General features: G+C 39.6%; 21 protein-coding genes. 7 read left to right on the plus strand and 14 right to left on the minus strand.

Going from position 1 to position 21,532, the window contains the following annotated elements:
* The 12 genes from L4B77_RS16125 to manA all read right to left on the minus strand — a co-directional run.
* Positions 1-475 (minus strand): glycosyltransferase family protein (locus L4B77_RS16125; RefSeq protein WP_429751667.1); only part of this gene is annotated, 475 nt, incomplete at its 3' end.
* Positions 476-488: 13 nt separating this feature from the next.
* Positions 489-1,094: a histidine phosphatase family protein gene (locus L4B77_RS16130; protein ID WP_429751669.1), complete on the minus strand. Its 606-nt coding sequence runs from the start codon at positions 1,092-1,094 to the stop codon at positions 489-491.
* Complete coding sequence (locus L4B77_RS16135; protein ID WP_429751671.1) at positions 1,066-2,265, minus strand: glycosyltransferase; 1,200 nt, start codon at positions 2,263-2,265, stop codon at positions 1,066-1,068. The genes L4B77_RS16130 and L4B77_RS16135 overlap by 29 nt, the downstream gene beginning before the upstream one ends.
* The gene (locus L4B77_RS16140; protein WP_429751673.1) at positions 2,266-3,453 is read right to left on the minus strand and encodes a glycosyltransferase; all 1,188 of its coding nucleotides are present in this window, start codon (positions 3,451-3,453) and stop codon (positions 2,266-2,268) included.
* Positions 3,434-4,975, minus strand: a complete 1,542-nt coding sequence (locus L4B77_RS16145) for a polysaccharide deacetylase family protein (RefSeq protein WP_429751675.1) — start codon at positions 4,973-4,975, stop codon at positions 3,434-3,436. Before L4B77_RS16145 ends, L4B77_RS16140 begins: the two co-directional genes overlap by 20 nt.
* A 2-nt stretch (positions 4,976-4,977) precedes the next feature.
* Positions 4,978-6,012 (minus strand): phenylacetate--CoA ligase family protein, encoded by a 1,035-nt coding sequence (locus L4B77_RS16150; RefSeq protein WP_429751677.1) that lies wholly within the window; start codon positions 6,010-6,012, stop codon positions 4,978-4,980.
* A gap of 14 nt (positions 6,013-6,026) precedes the next feature.
* Positions 6,027-6,344 (minus strand): hypothetical protein, encoded by a 318-nt coding sequence (locus L4B77_RS16155; RefSeq protein ID WP_429751679.1) that lies wholly within the window; start codon positions 6,342-6,344, stop codon positions 6,027-6,029.
* Positions 6,341-7,057: an ABC transporter ATP-binding protein gene (locus L4B77_RS16160; RefSeq protein ID WP_429751681.1), complete on the minus strand. Its 717-nt coding sequence runs from the start codon at positions 7,055-7,057 to the stop codon at positions 6,341-6,343. The genes L4B77_RS16155 and L4B77_RS16160 overlap by 4 nt, the downstream gene beginning before the upstream one ends.
* 2 nt (positions 7,058-7,059) lie before the next feature.
* Complete coding sequence (locus L4B77_RS16165) at positions 7,060-7,857, minus strand: ABC transporter permease (protein ID WP_429751683.1); 798 nt, start codon at positions 7,855-7,857, stop codon at positions 7,060-7,062.
* Positions 7,854-9,239 (minus strand): phosphomannomutase CpsG, encoded by a 1,386-nt coding sequence (gene cpsG / locus L4B77_RS16170; RefSeq protein WP_429751685.1) that lies wholly within the window; start codon positions 9,237-9,239, stop codon positions 7,854-7,856. The genes L4B77_RS16165 and cpsG overlap by 4 nt, the downstream gene beginning before the upstream one ends.
* Positions 9,239-10,639: a mannose-1-phosphate guanylyltransferase/mannose-6-phosphate isomerase gene (locus tag L4B77_RS16175; RefSeq protein ID WP_429751687.1), complete on the minus strand. Its 1,401-nt coding sequence runs from the start codon at positions 10,637-10,639 to the stop codon at positions 9,239-9,241. The genes cpsG and L4B77_RS16175 overlap by 1 nt, the downstream gene beginning before the upstream one ends.
* A gap of 134 nt (positions 10,640-10,773) precedes the next feature.
* The gene (gene manA, locus L4B77_RS16180) at positions 10,774-11,976 is read right to left on the minus strand and encodes a mannose-6-phosphate isomerase, class I (RefSeq protein ID WP_429751689.1); all 1,203 of its coding nucleotides are present in this window, start codon (positions 11,974-11,976) and stop codon (positions 10,774-10,776) included.
* 308 nt (positions 11,977-12,284) lie between these two features.
* Between manA and L4B77_RS16185 the strand changes: the two genes are divergently transcribed.
* The 5 genes from L4B77_RS16185 to L4B77_RS16205 all read left to right on the plus strand — a co-directional run bounded on the left by L4B77_RS16185 (position 12,285) and on the right by L4B77_RS16205 (position 17,169).
* Positions 12,285-12,719, plus strand: coding sequence for a rhodanese-like domain-containing protein (locus L4B77_RS16185; protein WP_012603060.1), 435 nt, complete (start codon positions 12,285-12,287; stop codon positions 12,717-12,719).
* Between the two features lie 158 nt (positions 12,720-12,877).
* Entirely contained in the window at positions 12,878-13,345 is a 468-nt protein-coding gene (secB, locus tag L4B77_RS16190) for a protein-export chaperone SecB (RefSeq protein WP_009847959.1), read from the plus strand.
* A 269-nt stretch (positions 13,346-13,614) separates the two neighbouring features.
* Positions 13,615-14,715: an NAD(P)H-dependent glycerol-3-phosphate dehydrogenase gene (gene gpsA, locus L4B77_RS16195; protein ID WP_429751692.1), complete on the plus strand. Its 1,101-nt coding sequence runs from the start codon at positions 13,615-13,617 to the stop codon at positions 14,713-14,715.
* Positions 14,716-15,132: 417 nt separating this feature from the next.
* The gene (gene cysE, locus L4B77_RS16200) at positions 15,133-15,954 is read left to right on the plus strand and encodes a serine O-acetyltransferase (RefSeq protein ID WP_429751694.1); all 822 of its coding nucleotides are present in this window, start codon (positions 15,133-15,135) and stop codon (positions 15,952-15,954) included.
* A 63-nt stretch (positions 15,955-16,017) separates the two neighbouring features.
* Complete coding sequence (locus L4B77_RS16205) at positions 16,018-17,169, plus strand: murein hydrolase activator EnvC family protein (RefSeq protein ID WP_429751696.1); 1,152 nt, start codon at positions 16,018-16,020, stop codon at positions 17,167-17,169.
* 61 nt (positions 17,170-17,230) lie between these two features.
* On the opposite strand, the gene L4B77_RS16210 is transcribed toward L4B77_RS16205, so the two are convergent.
* Positions 17,231-17,869: a TetR/AcrR family transcriptional regulator gene (locus L4B77_RS16210; protein WP_372091587.1), complete on the minus strand. Its 639-nt coding sequence runs from the start codon at positions 17,867-17,869 to the stop codon at positions 17,231-17,233.
* A 125-nt stretch (positions 17,870-17,994) separates the two neighbouring features.
* Positions 17,995-19,158 (minus strand): nucleotide sugar dehydrogenase, encoded by a 1,164-nt coding sequence (locus tag L4B77_RS16215; RefSeq protein ID WP_429751699.1) that lies wholly within the window; start codon positions 19,156-19,158, stop codon positions 17,995-17,997.
* A gap of 152 nt (positions 19,159-19,310) precedes the next feature.
* On the opposite strand from L4B77_RS16215, the gene rfaD reads away from it, so the two are divergent.
* Both rfaD and lpxM read left to right on the plus strand, forming a co-directional pair.
* Positions 19,311-20,252 carry an ADP-glyceromanno-heptose 6-epimerase gene (gene rfaD, locus L4B77_RS16220; protein WP_429751700.1) on the plus strand — a complete coding sequence of 314 codons (942 nt, stop codon included), beginning with the start codon at positions 19,311-19,313 and terminating at the stop codon, positions 20,250-20,252.
* A 133-nt stretch (positions 20,253-20,385) separates the two neighbouring features.
* On the plus strand, positions 20,386-21,339 hold the full coding sequence (lpxM, locus tag L4B77_RS16225) for a lauroyl-Kdo(2)-lipid IV(A) myristoyltransferase (protein WP_429751701.1): 954 nt from the start codon (positions 20,386-20,388) through the stop codon (positions 21,337-21,339).
* Positions 21,340-21,532 lie beyond the last annotated feature (193 nt).

The following is a 21,532-nucleotide window of genomic DNA, read 5'->3' on the forward strand; positions in this document are numbered from 1 at the left end:
GAATATAATTGTCAACGTTATATATATCTTTAAAAATCTCACTACTTTGATAATTAAATATTGACTCATCAACAAATGAAGAAATAACAATCTTCTTTCTATCCGGAATATCAAAATACTCTTCAATATGTGACAACTCAGATTGACTTTTAATTACAACAGCATCAAACCTTTCTATTTGATTTTGCAAAAAATTCAAATATCTTTCACTTTGCTCATCAATAAACCATAAATTAGGCCACAAAATAAATACTTTATCAGTATTTCCCACTCCGTCTAAGAAAATATTAATACCATTACCAAGAGAGAAAAATATAATAACATCATAACTATCAACATCTAAAGACGTGCTTCCGTAAATATCACAAAGGTAACCTAATTTATTAAGTTCTTTATGCACATTCTTTAGCTCTTGTTCCCCACCTCCCTGGTGAAGATAAGCATCAATACTAGTAGCTAACAAAACTCTTTTCACGTTACCTTCCTTATCAGTTCATATTAAAAAATTGAACTCTTGCCTGGCCGTCTCGATTAATTGATATATTTATTAAACCGCAGTTAGGTATTTTAAAACTAGGGTAATGTTCGATTTTCATATTAAAATAGTCATGAAGAATCGCGCATAATGTGCCTTCGTGTCCTGAAATTAGAATAGTTTCTCCTAACTTCCATCTTAACCTTTCTTGGTTAAACCAACTAGAAGCTCTTTCTATCATCGAATTAAGAGATTCTCCTTCAGGATATGATAAATCTGGGTTCAATCCTTGATACTTGTACTGTGGGAAACGTTCAAATAGCTCAAGAACAGTAAGTGAGCTATGAGTACCTGTGTTAACTTCCATAATATCTGGGACTAATTTTATGTTATTTAACATAAGAGGTTCTATCGTTTGAATCGCCCTCATAAGCGGCGAACTATATACCTTATCAAACCGTATGCTCGAAAGTTTACTACATATGCTCTTAGCCTGTTCTAATCCCAAGTCGGTTAATGGAAAGTCACTTTGACCACACACCAACTTCTTTAGGTTGGCTTCACTTTGACCATGCCTAAGTAAAAAGATATTAATTGCTTTCAAATCCGTAGTTATCATATATTTCTACCTGACAGTCCAAATCTCTATGTTTTAAATCATCTTTGTATGAAAAATCACTATCTATCAATTGTAGACGTTCTTTCATCAACGACGAAATAACATCAATCGAAAACTCTTTTTTCAACCTTTTTCTTGCTCTCTGTGCCTTAAGTAGATGGTCACCATAGTTACCATAGACCCCCCTCATAATAGAAATAGCAGAATCTAACTTTGGTTCGGCCCAAATATCATCAGATTTATATCGGAGCCTTTCATGTCCAACCTCAACCAAATCACTTTCTACGAGATTCGTATCTTTATGGCGACAAAACTCCATATTTCCAGAATAATCAGTAGTTATTACTGGTATGCCTTTTGCCATAGCATCAGATATAGTCAAACCAAAACCCTCTGCACGATGCAACGAAACATATACGTCAGCCGATTCATATAAGTTATTAATAACCTCATCGGGAACATATCCGTCTATAATATCTATAGAAGGATATTTATCGGCGATTTTCATCAGAATCTTTTCCAACTGCCTATCGTATTCCAAGTTGCTAACTTTAATTACGTACTCAACATTTTCATCACTCTGAAAAGAAGAAACAAAAGATCTTATGCTAAATAGAATATTCTTTCTTTCCGCATCAGAGTAAGTATTAAATATTGATAAAAATCTTACCTTATCAAGAGTGCAATTGCCCTTTATCTTATTACTGATATTATCGGTGAGTTTCTGGTTTTCTATAAGCAGAGGGATATTCATAACAGGAATATTAGCTGTGCGAATTATCGCATTCTGACAAAAAGCAGATGCAGTCCAAATTTCATCAAAATAACGTAACTGACTAGACCATTGTGAAGGGATTTTTTGAACTTCACAAAACCAGTATCCTATGTTATAAAACCCATCAAGAGCCCCCTGTGGAACTTGTGAAAAATAATGAGGTACCCAACGAGCACTAAATTGAAATATATTAATTTTATACTTTAGGTTTTTAATTAAATCTTCATCAATTAGTGTGTTTTGTCCACTTTGCCTTGCAACAGGTCGAGATAACACATACTCATCAACTTCTATACCTGAATTCCTCAAACAATCGAGATTTAAAGCAGCAGCCCTTCCTATACCATCACTAGTTTGGTGAGAGCCAAAAAAATTTACCCCTAGCTTAGTAGTCACTTAATTCACCGTTATGGATTTACTTTCGGATTCATCGATAATATTTAACATAATTGAAGTTCTTTCTTTCCATGTATTCTTACCAATCAATAATTCCCTATCAATACAAGGTATCTTGCCCAATGTTAAAAGGCTTTCAGCCGCTATAGAAAACTCAGAGGAAGAAGAAATCTTTTGAATGAACTTACTTTCAATACCTTCGATTGCATTCAATTTTGTTGATACGATCGGAAGCCCGGAAGCAATAAACTCGTAAAACTTCATAGGAAACATTGAGTTTGTATAATCATTTATTTGTGAAGGTAAAATCCCCAAATCACACTGAGCTAATAGTTCAGGTAATTTAGAATATGGAACATACCCTAAGTGTTCTACATTTTTTAACTTAAATATTTCTCTCAACAGCTCTGAACTTTGCCCTTCTCTTTCTTCTCCTACCAATACAAAATGATATTGTGGGTGATTTTTTATAATATTAAAAAATAGAAACAAATCTAGTTTAAAATCAGAGAGGACACCATGATAAACAATTTTCTTTTTTATGTTGTCGGTATTGTTACTAGATCGCGCAGAGAAATGCTCGTAATCTACTACGTTAGAAAGGTACGTAACGCTCGTGTTATATTTAATACAACGTTCTTTCAATTTAGGAGCGGTAACAAAGACATGGTTGCACAACTTTAGAAAGTTTGCTTCCTGAATTTCAAAGCTTTCTGAATTAACACCTGGAACACTCGAAAGGTCGTCCACACAATGATATATCAGTTTACAGTGTTTATCCTTTCGTACTATATCCATAACATATGGATGATAGGACCATAGTATATGGTCATTTCCTTTTAGAGAACGCTCAATAAGAAAATTCAACAGCACACTATTAAACTTTCTGATTAAAAAATTATTCTTAAAAAATGGAGATACCAACGGTGATATTACGTGTATATTTACATCAACTTGCTTAGAGCCCAAAAATAAAGTTTTTAGACCAGCATAAGCTCTAAGTATAAGTCGTTTCCAGTCCATAGCGCTATTGACTTTAGGGTTTCTCAACCCTACGCTTTCGACATATAATACTTTATATCCGATTTTGGCAAGTTCTTTGGCTGTATGTTGCTTATTTGTCAGGTATTTTGTATCCCAATCTGCAGTTGAGAGTACAACGATTGTATCAGATTGCTTCAATTTCAACTTTAATATCCTGCCCTTTATACCTAAAATATGGTACTAGCATTTGTGAATTAATTAATCGAGGTAATATACCAGTATAACCAGCTTGATTTTTCTTAAAAACAACATGAGATTTATCATACATAAATTGTAATGTATTTACCTGGTCCGTAAATAATGGATTTTTAGCAACACTACGAATATATTCAATCAATTCTATATGGGCGTTTGCTCTTTGCTGTTCACTTTCCCAACCGTAAGCATACCGATCAGAAAAAGGATGATCTAAATAACCAAAGAAAGATTGAGACCTAAATGACCGTTCGAAAGATTCCTTGTAAATTTCTAGCGGATCTTTCTGACTAAGCAAACAATCGCCGTGTAGCATTACCTGCTGACTGTGACCTACAAAAGAATCTATTCCTATAATATTACCTCCTCGAGCATAAACGAAGTCAGGATCATTCATAACGATCCCACCAACACAACCTTTATAACCCGTGTCATGTAATGCTCTCAATGCATATTCTGGTGCATGGTGAAATGGCGTAACTGCAAACTCAACGTTTACATTGTATTTCTCAAATATTATATTTTTTGACGTCTGAGCTTCAAAAACTGCTGAATTATAGCTTCCACCCCATCTTGGAGCATGGGTGTGAGTATGGGATAATAAAGCCCCACCTTCATCTACAAATGTGTGGATAAAATCATCATGTTCCCCGCTCTCTAATATCGAAGTGTGTAACGCCAATGATAAAGGCACATTCTCTGATTTGTAAGCCTCATAGAGAAATTGCGCAGATGTAACATCTTCGTCGCAATCCAACCTCATTGTTATAGCGGCATCCACACCCCAAGGAATATCTCGTAGTGCTGGTGAACATTCCAATAAACCGGCACGATAATCACTTACAAAGTTCTCTACGATTATCCACTCATGCGAATCGACTATACCAACTTTCCTATTGACCCAAAGTACGCTACTCGACTCATCTTCTAAGAGTGAAATATATGACAATTTGTTCCCAAGTTTATCTGAAATAGTCGCTATTTGAGAGTCCTGCGCACTTAAAAATTGGCTCGCCAACCCCCAATTGGACTTATCATCATGGTCGATAAAACCGTAATCTAAATTATTCCATTCACCTTGAAAGTCAAATCTTTGAGCTGATTTAGAAAAGTCAAAGTCAAATTCTTTTTCAGGTCGAGACGAAAAATTTATCCGAGCTAAGCTATTAGCGGAAGTATAGCTCTCCGCTTCTCGACTTTTTATATCTTGATAATTGAAGTTCTCAACGGATTTAACATCAAATTTTTCGGTTAAATTTTCAGGTAAGGCACCGAAGACTATTAGCTTTTTTCCTGATAAATCTAAATTTAAATCACCTTCAATATCGACAAGTACAACAATTTCCTGCTCATTGATATCCTCATTACCTTTCTTAATTGTAATCATCGAAGATGAAAAGCTCCGGCACAACGCGCTATAAACGACACCGAATGCTGTCAAATTATTTTTTTTTTCAATTAATGTAATCATAATTAAATCACATGCCTAAATTTTGCTCGCCTGCCAACTGTTATCAATTTTTCCATTTCAATAAATTCCACATCTAAATCTTTTTTCCAAAAGTGATAAGCCATATCTTGTATGAATTTTAGGTCTGCCCCTGGCTCTGGTACGACCTTTAAAATAGGTTTAGAGCTTCTAGTATCTATCTGAAATTGTATGATATTACCGATTCGGTGATCAATAATATCTTGAATATAGTGAGTCGCATATTTAACGCCACCTATATATATATAGTCATGTATTCTACCGACCATATTATTAAGTGTCGTTCCTATTTTATCCTCACATAGTTCTGCAATGTCTCCTGTTTGATAGCGAATTAAGGGCATCAAACGATTTCTCAAATTGGTTAGTATCAGTTCATTATCGGAAATATCACTATTTAAATTTTCGGCAAATACTTCAGAATCTAACAAATACATCTTTTCATCGTTTTCTAACTCATACCCGCTAATTCCAAATTCTGCAGAACCATATCGATTAACAACTCGACATTTAAGAGCACTTTGAATTACCTCCCTAACATTTGAATCTAGTAGTTCTCCACTAGATTCAAACACTTCTACTGGAGGTGGCGATAATTGATTTTTATCCAAAAAATTTACAATAGCATGAATAGTAGAAGGGTGAGCATGTATTAAATAGGGAGAGCGTTTAAAGAGTATGTCCACAACCTCTTGAATGCCATCATTATCCAATCTGTCGAAGAAAATATTACTACGATTCATAGCCATACATTTTAACGTTTCCCTATTAGGCCATACGCCAGGATCTTGCCCAGGAAACCTACATGCAAAATGCAGCTCACTATCATATTTTTTCTTGGATATACGCTCTCTTGTATAAATTGAGACTGCCGTAGCATAGTCTGCAGCACTTTGATCATAGAACAAGGAACATGAAATGCCTGTTGATCCTCCTGTTTTACAATGGTAGTGCCGAATATCCGAAAGAGGAGTAGAGAGCAGTCTTTCTGATTGCTCTCTAATTATATCCTTCGTCAAATATGGAATATCATTTAGGTAATTAATATCACTTTAATCTTTTTTATTTCTATTTTATTCTCTTTAAAAAGATCTTTGTAATAGGGGACATTAACACTAGCGAATTCAAGGGTTTTATAAAGAGATTGTTTGTTTTGTTCTTTTCTTATAAGATACGATTGCTCGTAGTATTTTCTGAGTTCATTGACTTTAGCACTTACTCTACGCTTCTCAACAAGTTCAGATAGAGGAAAAGCACAATAAGCACTAAATAAACCTTTGAGATGTCTAATCCCAGGTACGTAAGTGAGATCTGCTAAATATTTAAGGACATAATTATTTTCACTTATCATTTAAGATATTCATCCTTAGTTATTTTACCGTGCTCCATAAATATTCGTCTTGTACATATTGTTTCAACTAGAGCTGGATCATGTGACGCAATTACTAGTATAGATGCTTTATCAATTAATTCATCTAATCTTTTTCTAGCTTTTTGACTAAAGGATGCATCACCAACACTCAACCATTCGTCCATAATGATAATATCGGCGTCAACGCTTGTCGCTATGGCAAAAGCCAGTCTTAACATCATACCGCTAGAGTAGGTTCTTACAGGTAAAGATAAATACTCACCCAATTCTGTAAAGTCTGCGATTTCGTCGATTCGGCTCTTTATATCTGTCAAAGTCATTCCATCCATGACACCTTTGAGATATATATTCTCGTAGCCTGTCGCATCTGGATCTAGCCCCATAGAAACATCTAATAATGATGCTATTCTGCCAGTGCAATCTAATGTACCAGATACGGGAGAATAAACTCCAGTCAACGCTCTAAGTAACGTTGTCTTACCACAGCCATTGTGGCCTAACAAACCAATTCTTTCGCCAGGTTGAATATTTAAATTGATACCATCAATAGCCCTGACGGTAGGATGTTTCCCTGCATCATTACCGATCCTCCCCCCGGTCGTCATGTTAATAAATGTTTTCTTTAATGAACGGTGTGAGTTGTCAAAAATTGGAAATTCTATAACCAAATTTCTTGCCGATATTTCAATCATATTTACAACCAGTATGCAATTCTATTTCTGTATTTCATAAGTAGTATTTGTGCTATGATAAAGCCTACTACAACCATAACGGCATTCACAATCCACGAGCTAGCAAATACTTCATGCCCTAGGATAGGAGCTCTAATTATTTCAATCATATGATGAAATATATTAATATCAACGGCCCATGCTCTATCTTTAAGTAACTCTTTACTCCACATTATCGGGGTAAAGAAAAATGCCACTTGAATAATATTCCCTACAATTGGTAAAACATCTCGGTATCGTGTACATAAAATTGCAGAGACAATACTCATCCATACCAAATTCAAGAACAGCAATATTATTCCAGGAATCGCCAAGAGAAAATTCAAGCTTAATTGGTGTCCCATTATCATCATAATAATTATTACAACAGGTAAGCTATGCATTAGTATGACAAGATTTCGCCAACATACCCTAACTATATGTATAGTCATCGGTAATCGAACTTGCTTTATTATATAAGAGTTATTTATAAATGTTGAACACGCTTCATTTATATTAGTACTAATATACTGCCAAACAACCAAACCTATGCCTAAATAGGGTAGATAATCAGTTATATCTTGACCAAGTAGTTCAGAATACAAGATGCCTAGCACACCAACCATAATCAATGTACTTAAAGTAAACCAAAACGGCCCAATAACAGAACGTCGATAACGCTGTTTAATATCATGCCAACCTAGAATTCCCCATACGTAATATGCTCTAATTCCAACTTTCAAGTCATTTCTTTCATTATGTTCTAAAGGATTCAATTTCATAGTGGTTTATTCAATATTTTTAAAAGTTCATCTGTTTTTAATTTCATTAAATCGTAATTATTTCTTGTTTCCACATTCAATCTAACCACTGGTTCAGTATTTGACGAACGTAAGTTGAAGCGCCAATCAGCGAACTCTAAACTAATTCCATCGGTCTCATCAAAAACTAAGGCATCAGACTTGTATGACTCTAAAACCTTAGAAATGGATTCTTGTGGATTATCTAGCTTGGAGTTGATTTCACCTGATGAAGGGTATGCGCTGATACGCTCTGAAACCGTTTCTGAAAGCTTCATGCTTTTAACTGACAACAGCTCGGTTACTAGCAACCAAGGAATCATACCTGAATCACAATACGCGAAATCACGGAAATAGTGATGCGCACTCATCTCTCCACCGTAAATGGCATCCTCTTTACGCATTCGCTCTTTGATAAAGGCATGACCGGTCTTCGACATTACAGGAACACCGCCCGCTTTGGAGACAACGTCTATCGTGTTCCAAGATAAGCGAGGATCATGGATAATTTTCGCGCCTTTATCTTTTTGTAAGAACGCTTCTGCGAGTAAACCTACAATATAGTACCCTTCGATAAAGTCGCCATTTTCATCAAATAAGAAACAACGGTCAAAATCACCATCAAAGGCGATCCCCATATCAGCCTTATGTTCTTTTACGGCATTAGCTGTATCTGCACGGCATTCAGGCAATAATGGATTTGGGATACCGTTAGGGAAGTTACCGTTTTCCTCATGGTGAACTTTGATAAGTTCCAGCGGAATATTCAGTGCTTGAAAACGCTCTTCAAGAGCATCAATCACGTGCCCTGCAGCGCCATTACCAGAGTTGATCACCAGTTTCATCGGTTTGATATTAGCTGGCGTAATATATCCCATCAAATGATCAGTGTACTCTTTCAAAACATTAATTTGCTTGTAGATTCCTTTAACAGCAACGTCAATGAAATCATTATTCTCTGCTAACGTTTGAATATCTCGTAACCCGGTATCACCACTAATTGGTCTCGCTCCTTCACGAACAAGCTTCATTCCATTGTAATCCATAGGGTTGTGACTCGCAGTAACCTCTACACCACCATCAACACCTAGATGAAAAGTAGCAAAATAGATTTCTTCGGTACCTGATACACCAATGTCTAATACGTGAACACCAGCATCCATCAAACCGTTAGCTAAAGAGAGTTTCAGCTCTTCACTTGTTAGACGAACGTCTCCGCCAACAACGATCGTTTTCTCATCAACACTTTCATTTTTTAAAAACTGACCGTAAGATCGACCAATCCGGTACGCGATATCATTATCAATTTCTGAGCCTAGTTGACCGCGAATATCATAAGCTTTGAAGCATGTTAACTTTGTCATTATTTACTTTCCTCTAAACGTACTACGTCGTCTTCGTTTAGGTATGAACCTGATTGTATTTCAATTAGCTCCAATGGCATTTTCCCTGGATTTTCGACCATATGACTTACGCCGACTGGAATATAGAGCGACTGGTTTTCAGTGATAATTTGCTCTTTACCATTGCTGCTTACTTTGGCGGTACCTGAAACTACGACCCAGTGCTCAGCTCGATGATAGTGCATTTGGAGTGATTGTTTTTTACCTGGTTGTACAGTAATGCGATTCACCTTGTAACGTTCACCGCCATCAATCGCATCAGATTTACCCCAAGGGCGGTAAACTTCCCTATGCTCTCTGAATTCAGCTCGGTTTTCGGCCTTCAAATGCTCAACAATTTTCTTCACCTGTTGAACATTATCTTTGTGTGCGACCAAAACTGCATCTTTAGTCTCCACAACAACAATATCTTTCACCCCAACCGAAGCAACCAGTTTATTCGGAGCATAAATGTAACAACCTTCGGTATCTTCTGTTATTGCATCTCCATGAATAACATTACCAGAGCTATCCTTTTCTGAAACTTCCCATAACGCGGACCATGAACCAACATCGCTCCAACCTGCATCCATAGGAACAACTACAGTCTTGTCGGTGCGCTCCATTACAGCATAATCAACAGAATCATCTGGACACTTTAAGAACTCGCTCTTATCCACGCGAATAAAATCCATATCTTCTGTTGTACCATTCGTTGCTTTTAAACAGCACTCATGAATTTCTGGTGAATATTTCTTAAGCTCTTCAAGAAAGATACTCGCTTTGAACATAAAGCATCCGCTATTCCAGTAGTACTCTCCACTTGCTACATACTGTTCCGCAACTTCCAGTTGAGGCTTTTCAACAAATTGCTCTACAACGTAAGCTGAATCGCCTTCTCTAGAACCTCGCTTAATATAGCCATAACCCGTTTCTGGTGCAGTTGGTACTATACCGAAAGTTGCTAACTTACCAGAGTCTGCGACAACTTGAGCTTTACGAATTGAGTCTTGGAACGCTTCAGTATCTTGCACTATGTGATCGGCGGCTAGAACAAGCATTACAGGGTCGTCGCCATGCGCTATAGCTTGCATTGCAGCCAATGCAATAGCCGGCGCAGTGTTTCGCCCTGCAGGTTCCAATATAATACGAGCTTCCTGACCAAAAGCACGAAGTTGCTCCGCCACCACAAAGCGATGATCTTCATTAGAAATAATGATCGCTTCAGAAGCTGACATACCACTAATTCGCTCTAAGGTAGACTGTAGCATTGTCAATGTATTGTGATTATCTAGCGCTAAAAACTGCTTTGGAAATGCAGAACGAGACAGAGGCCATAAACGAGAGCCAGAACCCCCAGCCATAATGACAGGTATAAACATAATTTTTCTTCTTTAATTTGTGATCAATACTTTTAGCCCCATTCATAAAAAAACGAGGGGCACAATAAATAACTTCAGGTAAACATTTTCAAACCTGATTCAACGACTTGGCATTTAGCATGCGCACGCAAGGATTAACAGTAAGCTTTAGCTACATTACCTTTCGAAGATATACAATATTCATCGACATAAGCAGGTATGAATACCGACTTTCCTTTTTTCAAGATTACCACCTCGCCAGAGTGATGAGTTAACGTAAGTTCAGCATCCAGCGGCAATAAAATTTCGGCACTTTCAGGTCTAATAAGCTCATTGTTTGGTTTTTTATAAATAGAGAATTTGAAATCAGGAACAGGAATGGGATAAGTCAGAATATTGCTCTCAATTATCGGTGCTAGTTTGAGCGTAGCAAATGGCGTTTCCTCAAAAAGAGTACAGCTGGCAAGTTCTTGAACATCAATATGTTTGGGGGTTAAACCAGCTCTCAGGACATTATCCGAATTGGCCATAACCTCTAATGCTGTCCCCTTTAAATAGGCATGAGGCGTTCTAGCATCTAGATACATAGCTTCCCCAGGTTCTAAAGTAATAACATTGAGCATTAATGGAGTGAACAACCCGATATCACCGGGATACTGCTCTGACAATGTTAAGATCAATGAAGACAACTCTTGGGTTACATTGTTTTCAACTTGGGAGATTAACGAGTTGACAGCTTCAACTTTATTATCACCTACCAGTGAGAGGATACCTACAAAAAACTCACAAAGTCCCTCTGAAGAACGATTTGCACTAAAGTGTTCAAGCATTTCACTTAACTGTGGCACTCCAACATCTGAAAATAGCGAAATGATCTCAGGAATTGGTCGAAAACCATTCATCGCGAGGTAAGGCGTTAGTGCATAAACTAGTTCTGGCTTGTGATTCGAATCTCTATAATTTCTATGATGAGCGGAAAGCTGTACCTGAGCTTGCTCCTCTTTCTGGAAACCAAGCTCAGCTTCCTCTTTGCTCGGGTGCACCTGGACAGACAGCGCATTCTCAGCAGCTAGGACTTTAAATAGATATGGCAACTCTCCAAATTTCTCACTGATTTGCGTTGATAAGAATTCCTCTTGATGAGTTTCAATCAATTGAGACAATAATACTTTTGAATCGCTGCCTTGAACTCTCGAACATCCATTTGGATGAGCACCCATCCAAATTTCAGCTTGTGGTTCATTACCAATGTTATCTATATCAAATAATTGACTAAACGAAGACTTACTACCCCAAGCAAAATTTTGAATGACATTATCCATCTCAAAAAAATTTTTTTCTTTTTCGGCTTCAAACATTTATCTAATTCCTAACACCTTAAATTGTTAAGCCGCCTCAAAAACAAGTATGCTACCGCCCTTTGATATTAAGGCGAAATCACACTACGCATATACAGGAGGGGCTTATTACTTACGCTATTATCTCCAATGTTTCTGTAGGAAGCAAAATTTTTTCTCTTTCTCCTCTTACCAATCACTATAATAACTCTGTGCTCTAAATGGTAACAACTTAACTATGATTCGCTGCTCTATATACACCAAACCCAAAATCTCGCTATACTCCTGACCTATAGTTTTTCGCCCAATAACGAATAAGAGTTCAAGATATGCAAGAGTTAGTGCCATTTGTTCAAGAGAATATGATTTTAGCCATCGTATGGATCGGCTTGGTTGTTGCCATCATTGCGAACGTTATCAAAACATCAAACGCAGCCTACAAAGAGATCACGGCCGCGCAAACCACACACATGATTAACCGTGAAAACGGCATTGTGGTTGATATTCGTACTAAGGATGAGTTCAAAAAGGGTCATATTACGGACGCAGTTCACATTTTGCCGTCAGATATCAAAGCAAATAGCTTTGGTAGCCTTGAAAGCCACAAAGCAGACCCAATCATCGTAGTATGCAAGACAGGTCAAACCGCTCAAGAAAGCGCTAACCTACTGGTTAAAGCAGGTTTCGAAAACGTAAGCGTACTGAAAAGCGGCTTAGTGGCTTGGAGCGAAGCTAACCTTCCTTTGGTTAAAGGTAAGAAATAGGTTAAAGGCAATAAGTCGTTAAAGGTGAAAAGCCTTTAAAGACAAACAGCCGTTAACGACAAGCAGTAAGCTGACCTGATTACACGAATATGACTTTAAGGCTTTGTTCGATAAATATAATGAACAGAGTCTAATTTAAAATTTTTAAGGACAAGAAAATGGCTGAAGCAGCACAACAAGACGCACAACAAAACTTCGCAATCCAACGTATCTTCCTAAAAGACGTATCTTTCGAAGCGCCAAACTCTCCAGACATGTTTCAAAAAGAGTGGAACCCAGATGTAAAACTGGACCTAGACACTCAAAGCCGTGAGCTTGGCGAAGGCGTGTACGAAGTAATCCTACGTCTAACGGTTACGGTTAAGAACGCAGAAGACACTGCATTCCTTTGTGAAGTTCAACAAGGTGGCATCTTCTCAGCAAGCGAAATGGAAGCGGGTCAGCTGGCTCATTGCCTAGGTGCATTCTGCCCGAACATCCTATTCCCATACGCTCGTGAAACGATTTCTAGCCTAGTGGTTAAAGGTACGTTCCCACAACTGAACCTAGCGCCAGTAAACTTCGATGCTTTGTTCATGAACTACCTACAAAACCAAGCTCAACAAGCTGAAGGCGAGCAAGCTTAGGTTTTCAAGTAGAGCTTAAGTTTCGAAATAGAACTACTCTGACTAATGCTCAAATCGCTTATTTTTAAGAAGCTGAGCTTTTATTGGATAGCTAGTTTTCGTTAAATAGTTAGCTTTTAAATGCACATCGCAGCTTCTGCGATGTGCATTTTTTATTTACACTGTATTTTGATAGAGAGATTTTTCTTCTTAGTAGAACACTTTTTTCTTCTTAGTAGAGAGTTTCTCCCGAACTCTTCGATTTCCCTCATTATTTTTTAGGTGGAAGCATGACAGAAACAACTCGCCCGACTCACGCGACAGACGCTTACGGTAAAGATAGCGCTTACGGTAAAGATAGCGCTTACGGTAAAGATAGCGCTTACGGTAAAGACATCGCCATGACAGTGATAGGCGCAGGTTCTTATGGGACATCTTTAGCGATATCTCTAGCGCGTAACGGTGCCAATGTTGTTCTTTGGGGGCATGATCCTGTTCATATGAATCGCCTCGAATCAGAGCGTGCGAACAATGAGTTTCTGCCAAATATAGAATTCCCAGAAAGTCTGATCATTGAATCTGACTTAGAAAAAGCCGTGACTTCAAGCCGAGATCTTTTGGTTGTCGTCCCAAGCCACGTATTTGGTATCGTTTTAAATAGCCTAAAGCCTCACTTAACAGAGAACTCTCGCATCTGTTGGGCAACCAAAGGCTTAGAGCCAGAAACAGGCCGCCTACTTAAGGATGTCGCTCATGATGTGCTTGGTGATGGTTATTCACTGGCTGTTCTGTCTGGCCCTACTTTTGCGAAAGAACTAGCGATGGGCATGCCAACGGCTATCTCTGTCGCTTCACCTGATGAAGTATTCTTAGAAGAGCTGCAAGAAAAAATTCACTGCGGCAAAACATTCCGCGTGTATGCAAACTCAGATTTCATTGGTATGCAGCTTGGCGGCGCAGTGAAGAATGTTATCGCAATTGGCGCAGGCATGTCGGATGGTATTGGCTTTGGTGCCAATGCACGTACCGCGCTTATCACTCGCGGTTTAGCTGAGATGAGCCGATTAGGTGCAGCTCTTGGGGCACAACCAGAAACCTTCATGGGTATGGCTGGATTAGGCGACTTAGTACTAACCTGTACTGATAACCAATCGCGTAACCGTCGCTTTGGTTTGGCACTTGGCGCAGGCAAAGATGTAGATACCGCACAAGAAGAAATTGGCCAAGTCGTTGAAGGTTATCGCAACACCAAAGAAGTTTGGTTATTATCAGAACGCATGGGCGTTGAGATGCCAATTGTTGAACAAATTTATCAAGTGTTGTATCAAGGGAAAGATGCACACTTGGCAGCACAAGATCTACTTGCACGAGACAAGAAGTCAGAAAGATAGAAGAGCAGATACGGGATTCGAGTAAACGAGATGCGAAAAGAGTAAAAGCAGATACGAGATTCGGGTAAACGAGATGCGAAAAGAGTAAAAGCGGATACGAGATTCGGGTAATCGAGATGCGAAAAGAGTAAAAGCGGATACGAGATTCGGGTAAACGGGATGCGAAGAGAGTAAGAGCAGATTGAGCGCTTAAAGAAGGCTTCTTTTCGTTATCCGCATCTCGCTACTCTAATCTGTTCTTTACATCTCGTTCCTCACTCTTAAAGATGATGTGAATTTTAATTCCGTCATTCCAGAACTGAGGAACGAAGTGTCTGGAATCTCGTAGTTCTTCGTACCTCGAATCTCGGTTTCTCGCATCTGCTCTTATCGCTCTTCGAATCTAGCACCTGCCCCTTAAAAATAATGGATGGTAAAATGAAACACTGTGAACAACAAAAAGTTTGGCAATGCATTGTGAAGGAAGCTCGACAGCAGTCGGAGCAGGAACCTATGCTAGCGAGTTTTTACCATGCCACGATCATCAACCATGAAAGTTTAGGCGCAGCACTTAGCTACATCCTAGCAAACAAGCTAAAGACGGCTTCAATGCCAGCAATGGCAGTACGTGAAGTGGTTGAACAAGCATTTAAACAGGACCAATCGATTATTGATGCGGCAGCTTGTGATATTTGCGCGACGGTAAATCGAGATCCTGCGGTCGAGATGTACTCGATGCCTCTGCTTTATCTGAAAGGCTATCACGCCCTTCAAGGTTACCGAGTGGCTAACTGGTTGTGGAAGCAAGGCCGTATCGCACTTGCCACTTACCTACAAAACCAAATTTCGGTTGCTTGCCAAGTGGATATTCACCCTGCAGCTCGTATCGGTAAAGCGATCATGCTCGACCACGCTACCGGTATTGTGATTGGTGAAACGGCCATCGTCGAAAATGATGTGTCGATTCTTCAAGACGTGACTCTTGGTGGTACTGGCAAAGAGGGGGGCGATCGTCACCCTAAGATTCGTGAAGGTGTCATGATCGGTGCCGGTGCGAAAATACTCGGCAACATAGAAGTCGGTGAAGGCGCTAAGATTGGCTCATGTTCTGTGGTTCTACAAGCGGTGCCACCGCACACGACCGTCGCCGGGGTACCAGCAAAAATTGTCGGTAAACCGAAGACGGATAAACCTTCGCTAGATATGGATCAGGGGTTCAATGGTCGCTCACAGAATTTTATTGATGGTGACGGTATTTAAGATCCGACATAAGATTCGAGCTACCGGGATATAAAAAATCGACAACTGATGAACATAAACTAAATGACGATAATGATGAAAAAAATTCGAGCCATTAGCAGGACTCTTTTGCTATTAACTAGCCTATGCACGGTTATTTTATCGACTTCGTCACTTGCTGCTCCCCATGGTGAATTAAAAGGTGTTTCGAGTGAAATATCTCGTCAACAAAAAAACCTCTCTTCACAGCAAAAAAAACTCGACCGCTTGCAAGCGAACCTCAAGCAACAAGAGTTATCCATTGCTTCGCTCGAAAAGGCAATCCGAGACAGTAAAAAGCAGCTCAATACCGCTAATGTCAATATTGCTAACTTAAACACCAAGATTAAAGCCCTTACGCTTCAGAAAAAAGCCCATACTGACAAGTTAAAGCAGCTGATTCAAACTTACTACATGACAAGCCGAGCTAAAGCGGCTTCTCATATTCTTAATACTGGAGTAGAAGACGATCGCATCAGTCATTACTATCAACACCTTGCTAAAGCTCGCTCCGCCACCATAAAAACGATTGAACAAACACAATCAGAATTAGAAGAAAGCCATAAGCAGCGCCAACTTGAGCAGGAGCAAATCGTGACGCTGTTAAAACAGCAAACCACCAAGCGCGATAAACTCACTCAAACTCAAACACAGCGTAAGAAAACCGTGGGGAGTATTAAAAAGAACATCTCCGGCGACAAAAATTATTTGGCCGAGCTTCAACGTAATGAAACTCGCCTAAAAGCGGAAATAGCCAAAGCAGAAAAAGCCGCGCGCGAGAGACGCAACGCTGTACTTATGGACGGTTTAGCCAAACGTAAAGGAAAATTACCTTGGCCAATCAAAGGCCGAGTTTTGCATAGCTACGGTTCACGTCAAACGGGCCAGATTAATTGGAAAGGTATCATGATCAGCGCGCAATACGGTCAACAGGTAAAATCGGTCTATTCCGGTACTGTCGTTTTTGCCGAGTATTTACGTGGCTATGGTTTAGTGGTGCTGCTTGATCATGGTAAAGGTGATATGACGCTCTACGGATTTAACCAAGCACTTCTGAAAAAAGAGGGCGACAAAGTGAAAGCGGGCGAAGCTATTGCCCTTGCAGGCGATACCGGCGGACAAACCCGCCCATCACTGTACTTTGAGATTCGCAGAAATAGTCGAGCTCAAAACCCAAAAAGTTGGTTAGTTAGATAAAGAGCAGATACGGGACTCGATTCAGCTTTTCGTTACCCGTATATCGCTTACTTGTCTCTTTCTATTTAGAGTTCAACGCCCTGACACCATCTTCCAACAGTGTCAGTTGCTCAAAACCTTGCGCCGTCGCAATCGGCTTAACGGTCGCGATCATCTGCAGCATTCCTTTATGGACGACCTGTTCGGTAATTTGAGCTTTTGGAGACATCGCAGATTGATAAGCCAACCAACCCGATGCGATCAAGTGAAGAGACGTAACCATCGACTTCATTTCTGTATCTGTTGCTTTGAGCAAGTTCAATTCAACGAAGGCTCTCATGATATCCACTAAATTCGTTTGCAGCTTTTCTTGTACCGCCATGTAATCAAGGTGGAGCTGAGCATCACGAGACAATATTTCGGGCAAGTTCGCATAAAAAAATCGGTACTTCCACATCAGCGTGAAGATAGAATCTAAGTAGTGTTTTAATAGCGTGAGGCTTTCTTGCTGCCCCTGAATGGGTGCAAACCTTTCAAGTAACTCGGTTGAATAGAGAGTGAAAATATCACGGACAATTTCTTGTTTGTTGCGGAAGTGGTAGTAGAGGTTACCTGGGCTGATCTCGATATGCTCTGCAATATGATTGGTTGTAATACTACGCTCGCCGTGCTCATTAAAAAGATCTAAAGCTGCGTAAACAATCTTGTCACGTGTTTTCATTGGTCATTAATATCCCTATCCGTTTAGTGGTTCAGTATATCGCCACTAAACGAATAGATCGAGCTGTTAACATCGGGGCGAATATCACGCGCTAACATTCAGCTTGCAATCGATCGTTGCTGCAATCAATCACTGCCAAACAGATCTCGCGTGTAAACCTTATCTGCAACGTCTGATATTTCATCCACCATTCGGTTAGATACAATCACATCCGATACGGCTTTGAACTCTTCGAGGTCAGAATAAACCTTCGAGTTAAAGAAATGCTCTTCTTTTAACACTGGCTCGAATACGACCACTTCAATACCTTTGGCTTTCAAACGCTTCATGATGCCTTGAATCGATGATGCTCGGAAATTGTCAGAGCCAGCTTTCATGATCAATCGATAGATACCAACGATTTTAGGCGAACGTTTGATAATTGAATCCGCAATAAAATCTTTACGGGTGCGGTTCGCATCAACAATCGCACCGACAATGTTGTTCGGCACATCTTGATAGTTGGCTAATAGCTGCTTGGTATCTTTGGGTAAACAGTAACCACCATAACCAAACGAAGGGTTGTTGTAATGATTGCCAATGCGTGGGTCTAAGCCCACCCCTTCGATGATCTGACGTGAATCCAAACCATGCGCTTCCGCGTAAGAGTCCAGCTCATTGAAATAAGAAACGCGCATTGCTAAATAAGTATTAGAGAACAGCTTTACTGCTTCCGCTTCTGTAGCGTTGGTAAACAGTACATCAATATTCTCTTTTTCAGCGCCTTCGACCAGCAGATTCGCAAACACTTTAGCTCGCTCAGAACATTCCCCAACAATAATGCGTGATGGGTGTAGATTATCGTACAGGGCTTTGCCTTCGCGTAAAAACTCTGGTGAGAACATAATGTTTTCACAATTCAAATCTTGCTTAACGCGCTCAGTATAGCCAACAGGTACTGTTGATTTAATAACCATCACCGCATCCGGATTGATATCCATAACGTCTTTAATGACTGATTCTACAGAGCTGGTATCAAAATAATTGTTTTTGGGATCATAATCGGTGGGTGTCGCTATGATGACAAATTCAGCATATTTGTAAGCCGCTTTATCCGTTGTCGCTCTGAAGTTCAGCGTCTTATGTGATAGAAAGTGCTCAATCTCATTGTCTGCAATCGGCGACTGTTTATTATTTAGCATTGTCACTTTGTCATCGATAATATCTACCGCGACGACTTCATGATGTTGTGCTAACAGCATTGCGTTTGATAGACCCACATACCCCGTGCCGGCGATTGCAATTTTCATGATAATACCTATAGTTTTGAGTCATTAACTCAACATAATTTATAACTTAGCTTGCTGTATCATACTCTGGTTGGGGAATTATTCCACTAGCCCGCCTTATCCATTCCTTGCTATACTCGTGACAGTTTTGTATTCAAAAGAGTTAGAAAATTATGATTATCGTAACTGGTGGTGCTGGCATGATTGGCAGCAATATTGTTAAGGCGCTCAATGAAGCGGGCCACAACGATATTCTAGTCGTCGACAACTTAAAAGATGGTAAGAAATTTAAGAACCTTGTCGATCTCGACATTACGGATTACATGGATCGTGATGACTTTCTAACTCAAGTGATGGCTGGAGATGATTTCGGTCATATTGAAGCTGTTTTCCATGAAGGCGCATGCTCTGCTACCACTGAGTGGGATGGCAAATATATGATGCTCAATAACTATGAGTACTCAAAAGAGCTACTTCATTACTGTGTTGAGCGTGAAATTCCTTTCTTGTATGCCTCTTCTGCTGCTACTTACGGTGAAACCGAGACTTTCATCGAAGAAAGAGAATACGAAGGTGCATTGAATGTCTACGGTTATTCAAAACAACAATTTGATAACTATGTGCGTCGCTTAACTGCTGACGCCGCTGCACACAACGAAACGCTTTCGCAAATCGTAGGGCTGCGTTATTTCAATGTTTATGGTCCGCGCGAGCAACACAAAGGCAGCATGGCTTCTGTAGCCTTCCACCTAAATAACCAAATGAATGCCGGTGAAAATCCAAAGCTATTCGCAGGTAGCGAAACCTTTAAGCGTGATTTTGTGTATGTTGGTGATGTCGCGGCGGTAAACCTGTGGTTCTTAGAGAATGGGGTATCTGGCATCTTCAACTTAGGTACAGGTAACGCTGAGTCTTTTGAAGAAGTCGCAAAAGCAGTCATCAAGCACCATGGTAAAGGTGAAATCGAAACAATTCCTTTCCCTGAACATTTAAAAGGTGCTTACCAAGAATTCACTCAAGCTGACTTAACCAAGCTTCGCCATACAGGCTGCGATATCGCGTTTAAAAGCGTAGCAGAAGGCGTTGCTGAGTACATGAAGATCGCAAACGCATAACGGTATATTTCAGATTAAAACGGATATTATGCCCTACTTTTAGGGCGTATTATTGGACAATCTAATCCGTATAATCATTCCCCGAGTAACCGGTATAACGTTAACTCTCTGATTTAAAAAATGTAGTGAATGAATGACCACACAACGTAATGATTTTGACCCCAAAGCTTACAACCCTGAGTTTGAATGGAGATTTCTAGCGCCTAAATACTGGGGTACCTGGATCGCGATTCTGTTATCGTCTTTAGTCTGCTTCTTGCCTAATAGTATTCGTTTAGTGTTCGCTAAGTTTATGGCGAGGCAAGCAGTCAAAATCAAAAATAAGGCAAACCGCCGAGCTCGAGTGAACCTTGAGATGTGCTTCCCTGAACAGTCTATAGAGCAGCGTGAAGAGCTCCTTTATCAATCGTATGTTACTTCTATATCGTTTTTGATGAGCTTTGCTGCACTGACACTAAAGAGTAAAGGCTGGCTAGAAAATAACACATCAATAAATGGCTTAAGCAACCTAACCGATATCACGGACAGTGGCGAGAATGTAATTTTGTTGGTTCCGCACACGTGGGCCATTGATATTCCAGCCGTATTATTAGCATCACGTAACCTTCCGGTCTCTGCGATGGCGAAAGCACAAAAAAACAAACTCAGCGACTGGTTGATGCACAGGCAACGCGTACAGTACGGTGGCCGAGTTTATGACCGCAGCGGGGGCATCAAGCCTTTCATCAAGTCTGTACGAGATGGCTACCTAGGTTATTACCTTCCGGATGAAGATCTTGGTCGTGAGCACAGTGTCTTCGTTGATTTCTTCGCAACTCAAAAAGCAACTATTTCAGGTCTCGGTCGACTCTCTAAACTGAGCAAGGCTAAAATTGTCCCTCTGTTTGCTCAATACGATAGCTGTACTGGTCAATACACATTAGACTTCTACCCTGCGCTACCATTCCCAACAGGCAGTGAAGAGCAAGATGCACGCATGATGAATCAATGCATTGAAAACTATGTGAGCAAAAATCCAGAGCAATATATGTGGATCTTAAGATTGCTTAAGACTCGTCCAGAAAGCAATCTTAATCCTTATAAATAACATGAATAACATGAATATAAAAAAAATCGTCGACACCATAATTTTATTACCTATAATTTGGATTTTTAGTGGTTTCTTGATCTTCCCGAATGGAAGCAAAATTATTGTTCCAATAATTATTTTATCTATTATTACAAATCTAATTTATTACAAAAATTACAAACTTAAAGGAAACCTAAAAAACCCTTATTTG

The sequence above is a fragment of the Vibrio minamisatsumaniensis genome (assembly GCF_050337445.1).
Taxonomy (GTDB): Bacteria; Pseudomonadota; Gammaproteobacteria; order Enterobacterales; family Vibrionaceae; genus Vibrio; species Vibrio artabrorum.

Bases quoted from the DNA above. Each gene is read 5' to 3' on its own strand.
- L4B77_RS16130 (WP_429751669.1), bottom strand. From the start codon at position 1,094: ATGATAACTACGGATTTGAAAGCAATTAATATCTTTTTACTTAGGCAT.
- L4B77_RS16145 (WP_429751675.1), bottom strand. From the start codon at position 4,975: ATGATTACATTAATTGAAAAAAAAAATAATTTGACAGCATTCGGTGTC.
- L4B77_RS16155 (WP_429751679.1), bottom strand. From the start codon at position 6,344: ATGATAAGTGAAAATAATTATGTCCTTAAATATTTAGCAGATCTCACT.
- L4B77_RS16160 (WP_429751681.1), bottom strand. From the start codon at position 7,057: ATGATTGAAATATCGGCAAGAAATTTGGTTATAGAATTTCCAATTTTT.
- L4B77_RS16165 (WP_429751683.1), bottom strand. From the start codon at position 7,857: ATGAAATTGAATCCTTTAGAACATAATGAAAGAAATGACTTGAAAGTT.
- cpsG (WP_429751685.1), bottom strand. From the start codon at position 9,239: ATGACAAAGTTAACATGCTTCAAAGCTTATGATATTCGCGGTCAACTA.
- L4B77_RS16175 (WP_429751687.1), bottom strand. From the start codon at position 10,639: ATGTTTATACCTGTCATTATGGCTGGGGGTTCTGGCTCTCGTTTATGG.
- manA (WP_429751689.1), bottom strand. From the start codon at position 11,976: ATGTTTGAAGCCGAAAAAGAAAAAAATTTTTTTGAGATGGATAATGTC.
- L4B77_RS16185 (WP_012603060.1), top strand. From the start codon at position 12,285: ATGCAAGAGTTAGTGCCATTTGTTCAAGAGAATATGATTTTAGCCATC.
- secB (WP_009847959.1), top strand. From the start codon at position 12,878: ATGGCTGAAGCAGCACAACAAGACGCACAACAAAACTTCGCAATCCAA.
- gpsA (WP_429751692.1), top strand. From the start codon at position 13,615: ATGACAGAAACAACTCGCCCGACTCACGCGACAGACGCTTACGGTAAA.
- cysE (WP_429751694.1), top strand. From the start codon at position 15,133: ATGAAACACTGTGAACAACAAAAAGTTTGGCAATGCATTGTGAAGGAA.
- L4B77_RS16205 (WP_429751696.1), top strand. From the start codon at position 16,018: ATGACGATAATGATGAAAAAAATTCGAGCCATTAGCAGGACTCTTTTG.
- L4B77_RS16210 (WP_372091587.1), bottom strand. From the start codon at position 17,869: ATGAAAACACGTGACAAGATTGTTTACGCAGCTTTAGATCTTTTTAAT.
- L4B77_RS16215 (WP_429751699.1), bottom strand. From the start codon at position 19,158: ATGAAAATTGCAATCGCCGGCACGGGGTATGTGGGTCTATCAAACGCA.
- rfaD (WP_429751700.1), top strand. From the start codon at position 19,311: ATGATTATCGTAACTGGTGGTGCTGGCATGATTGGCAGCAATATTGTT.
- lpxM (WP_429751701.1), top strand. From the start codon at position 20,386: ATGACCACACAACGTAATGATTTTGACCCCAAAGCTTACAACCCTGAG.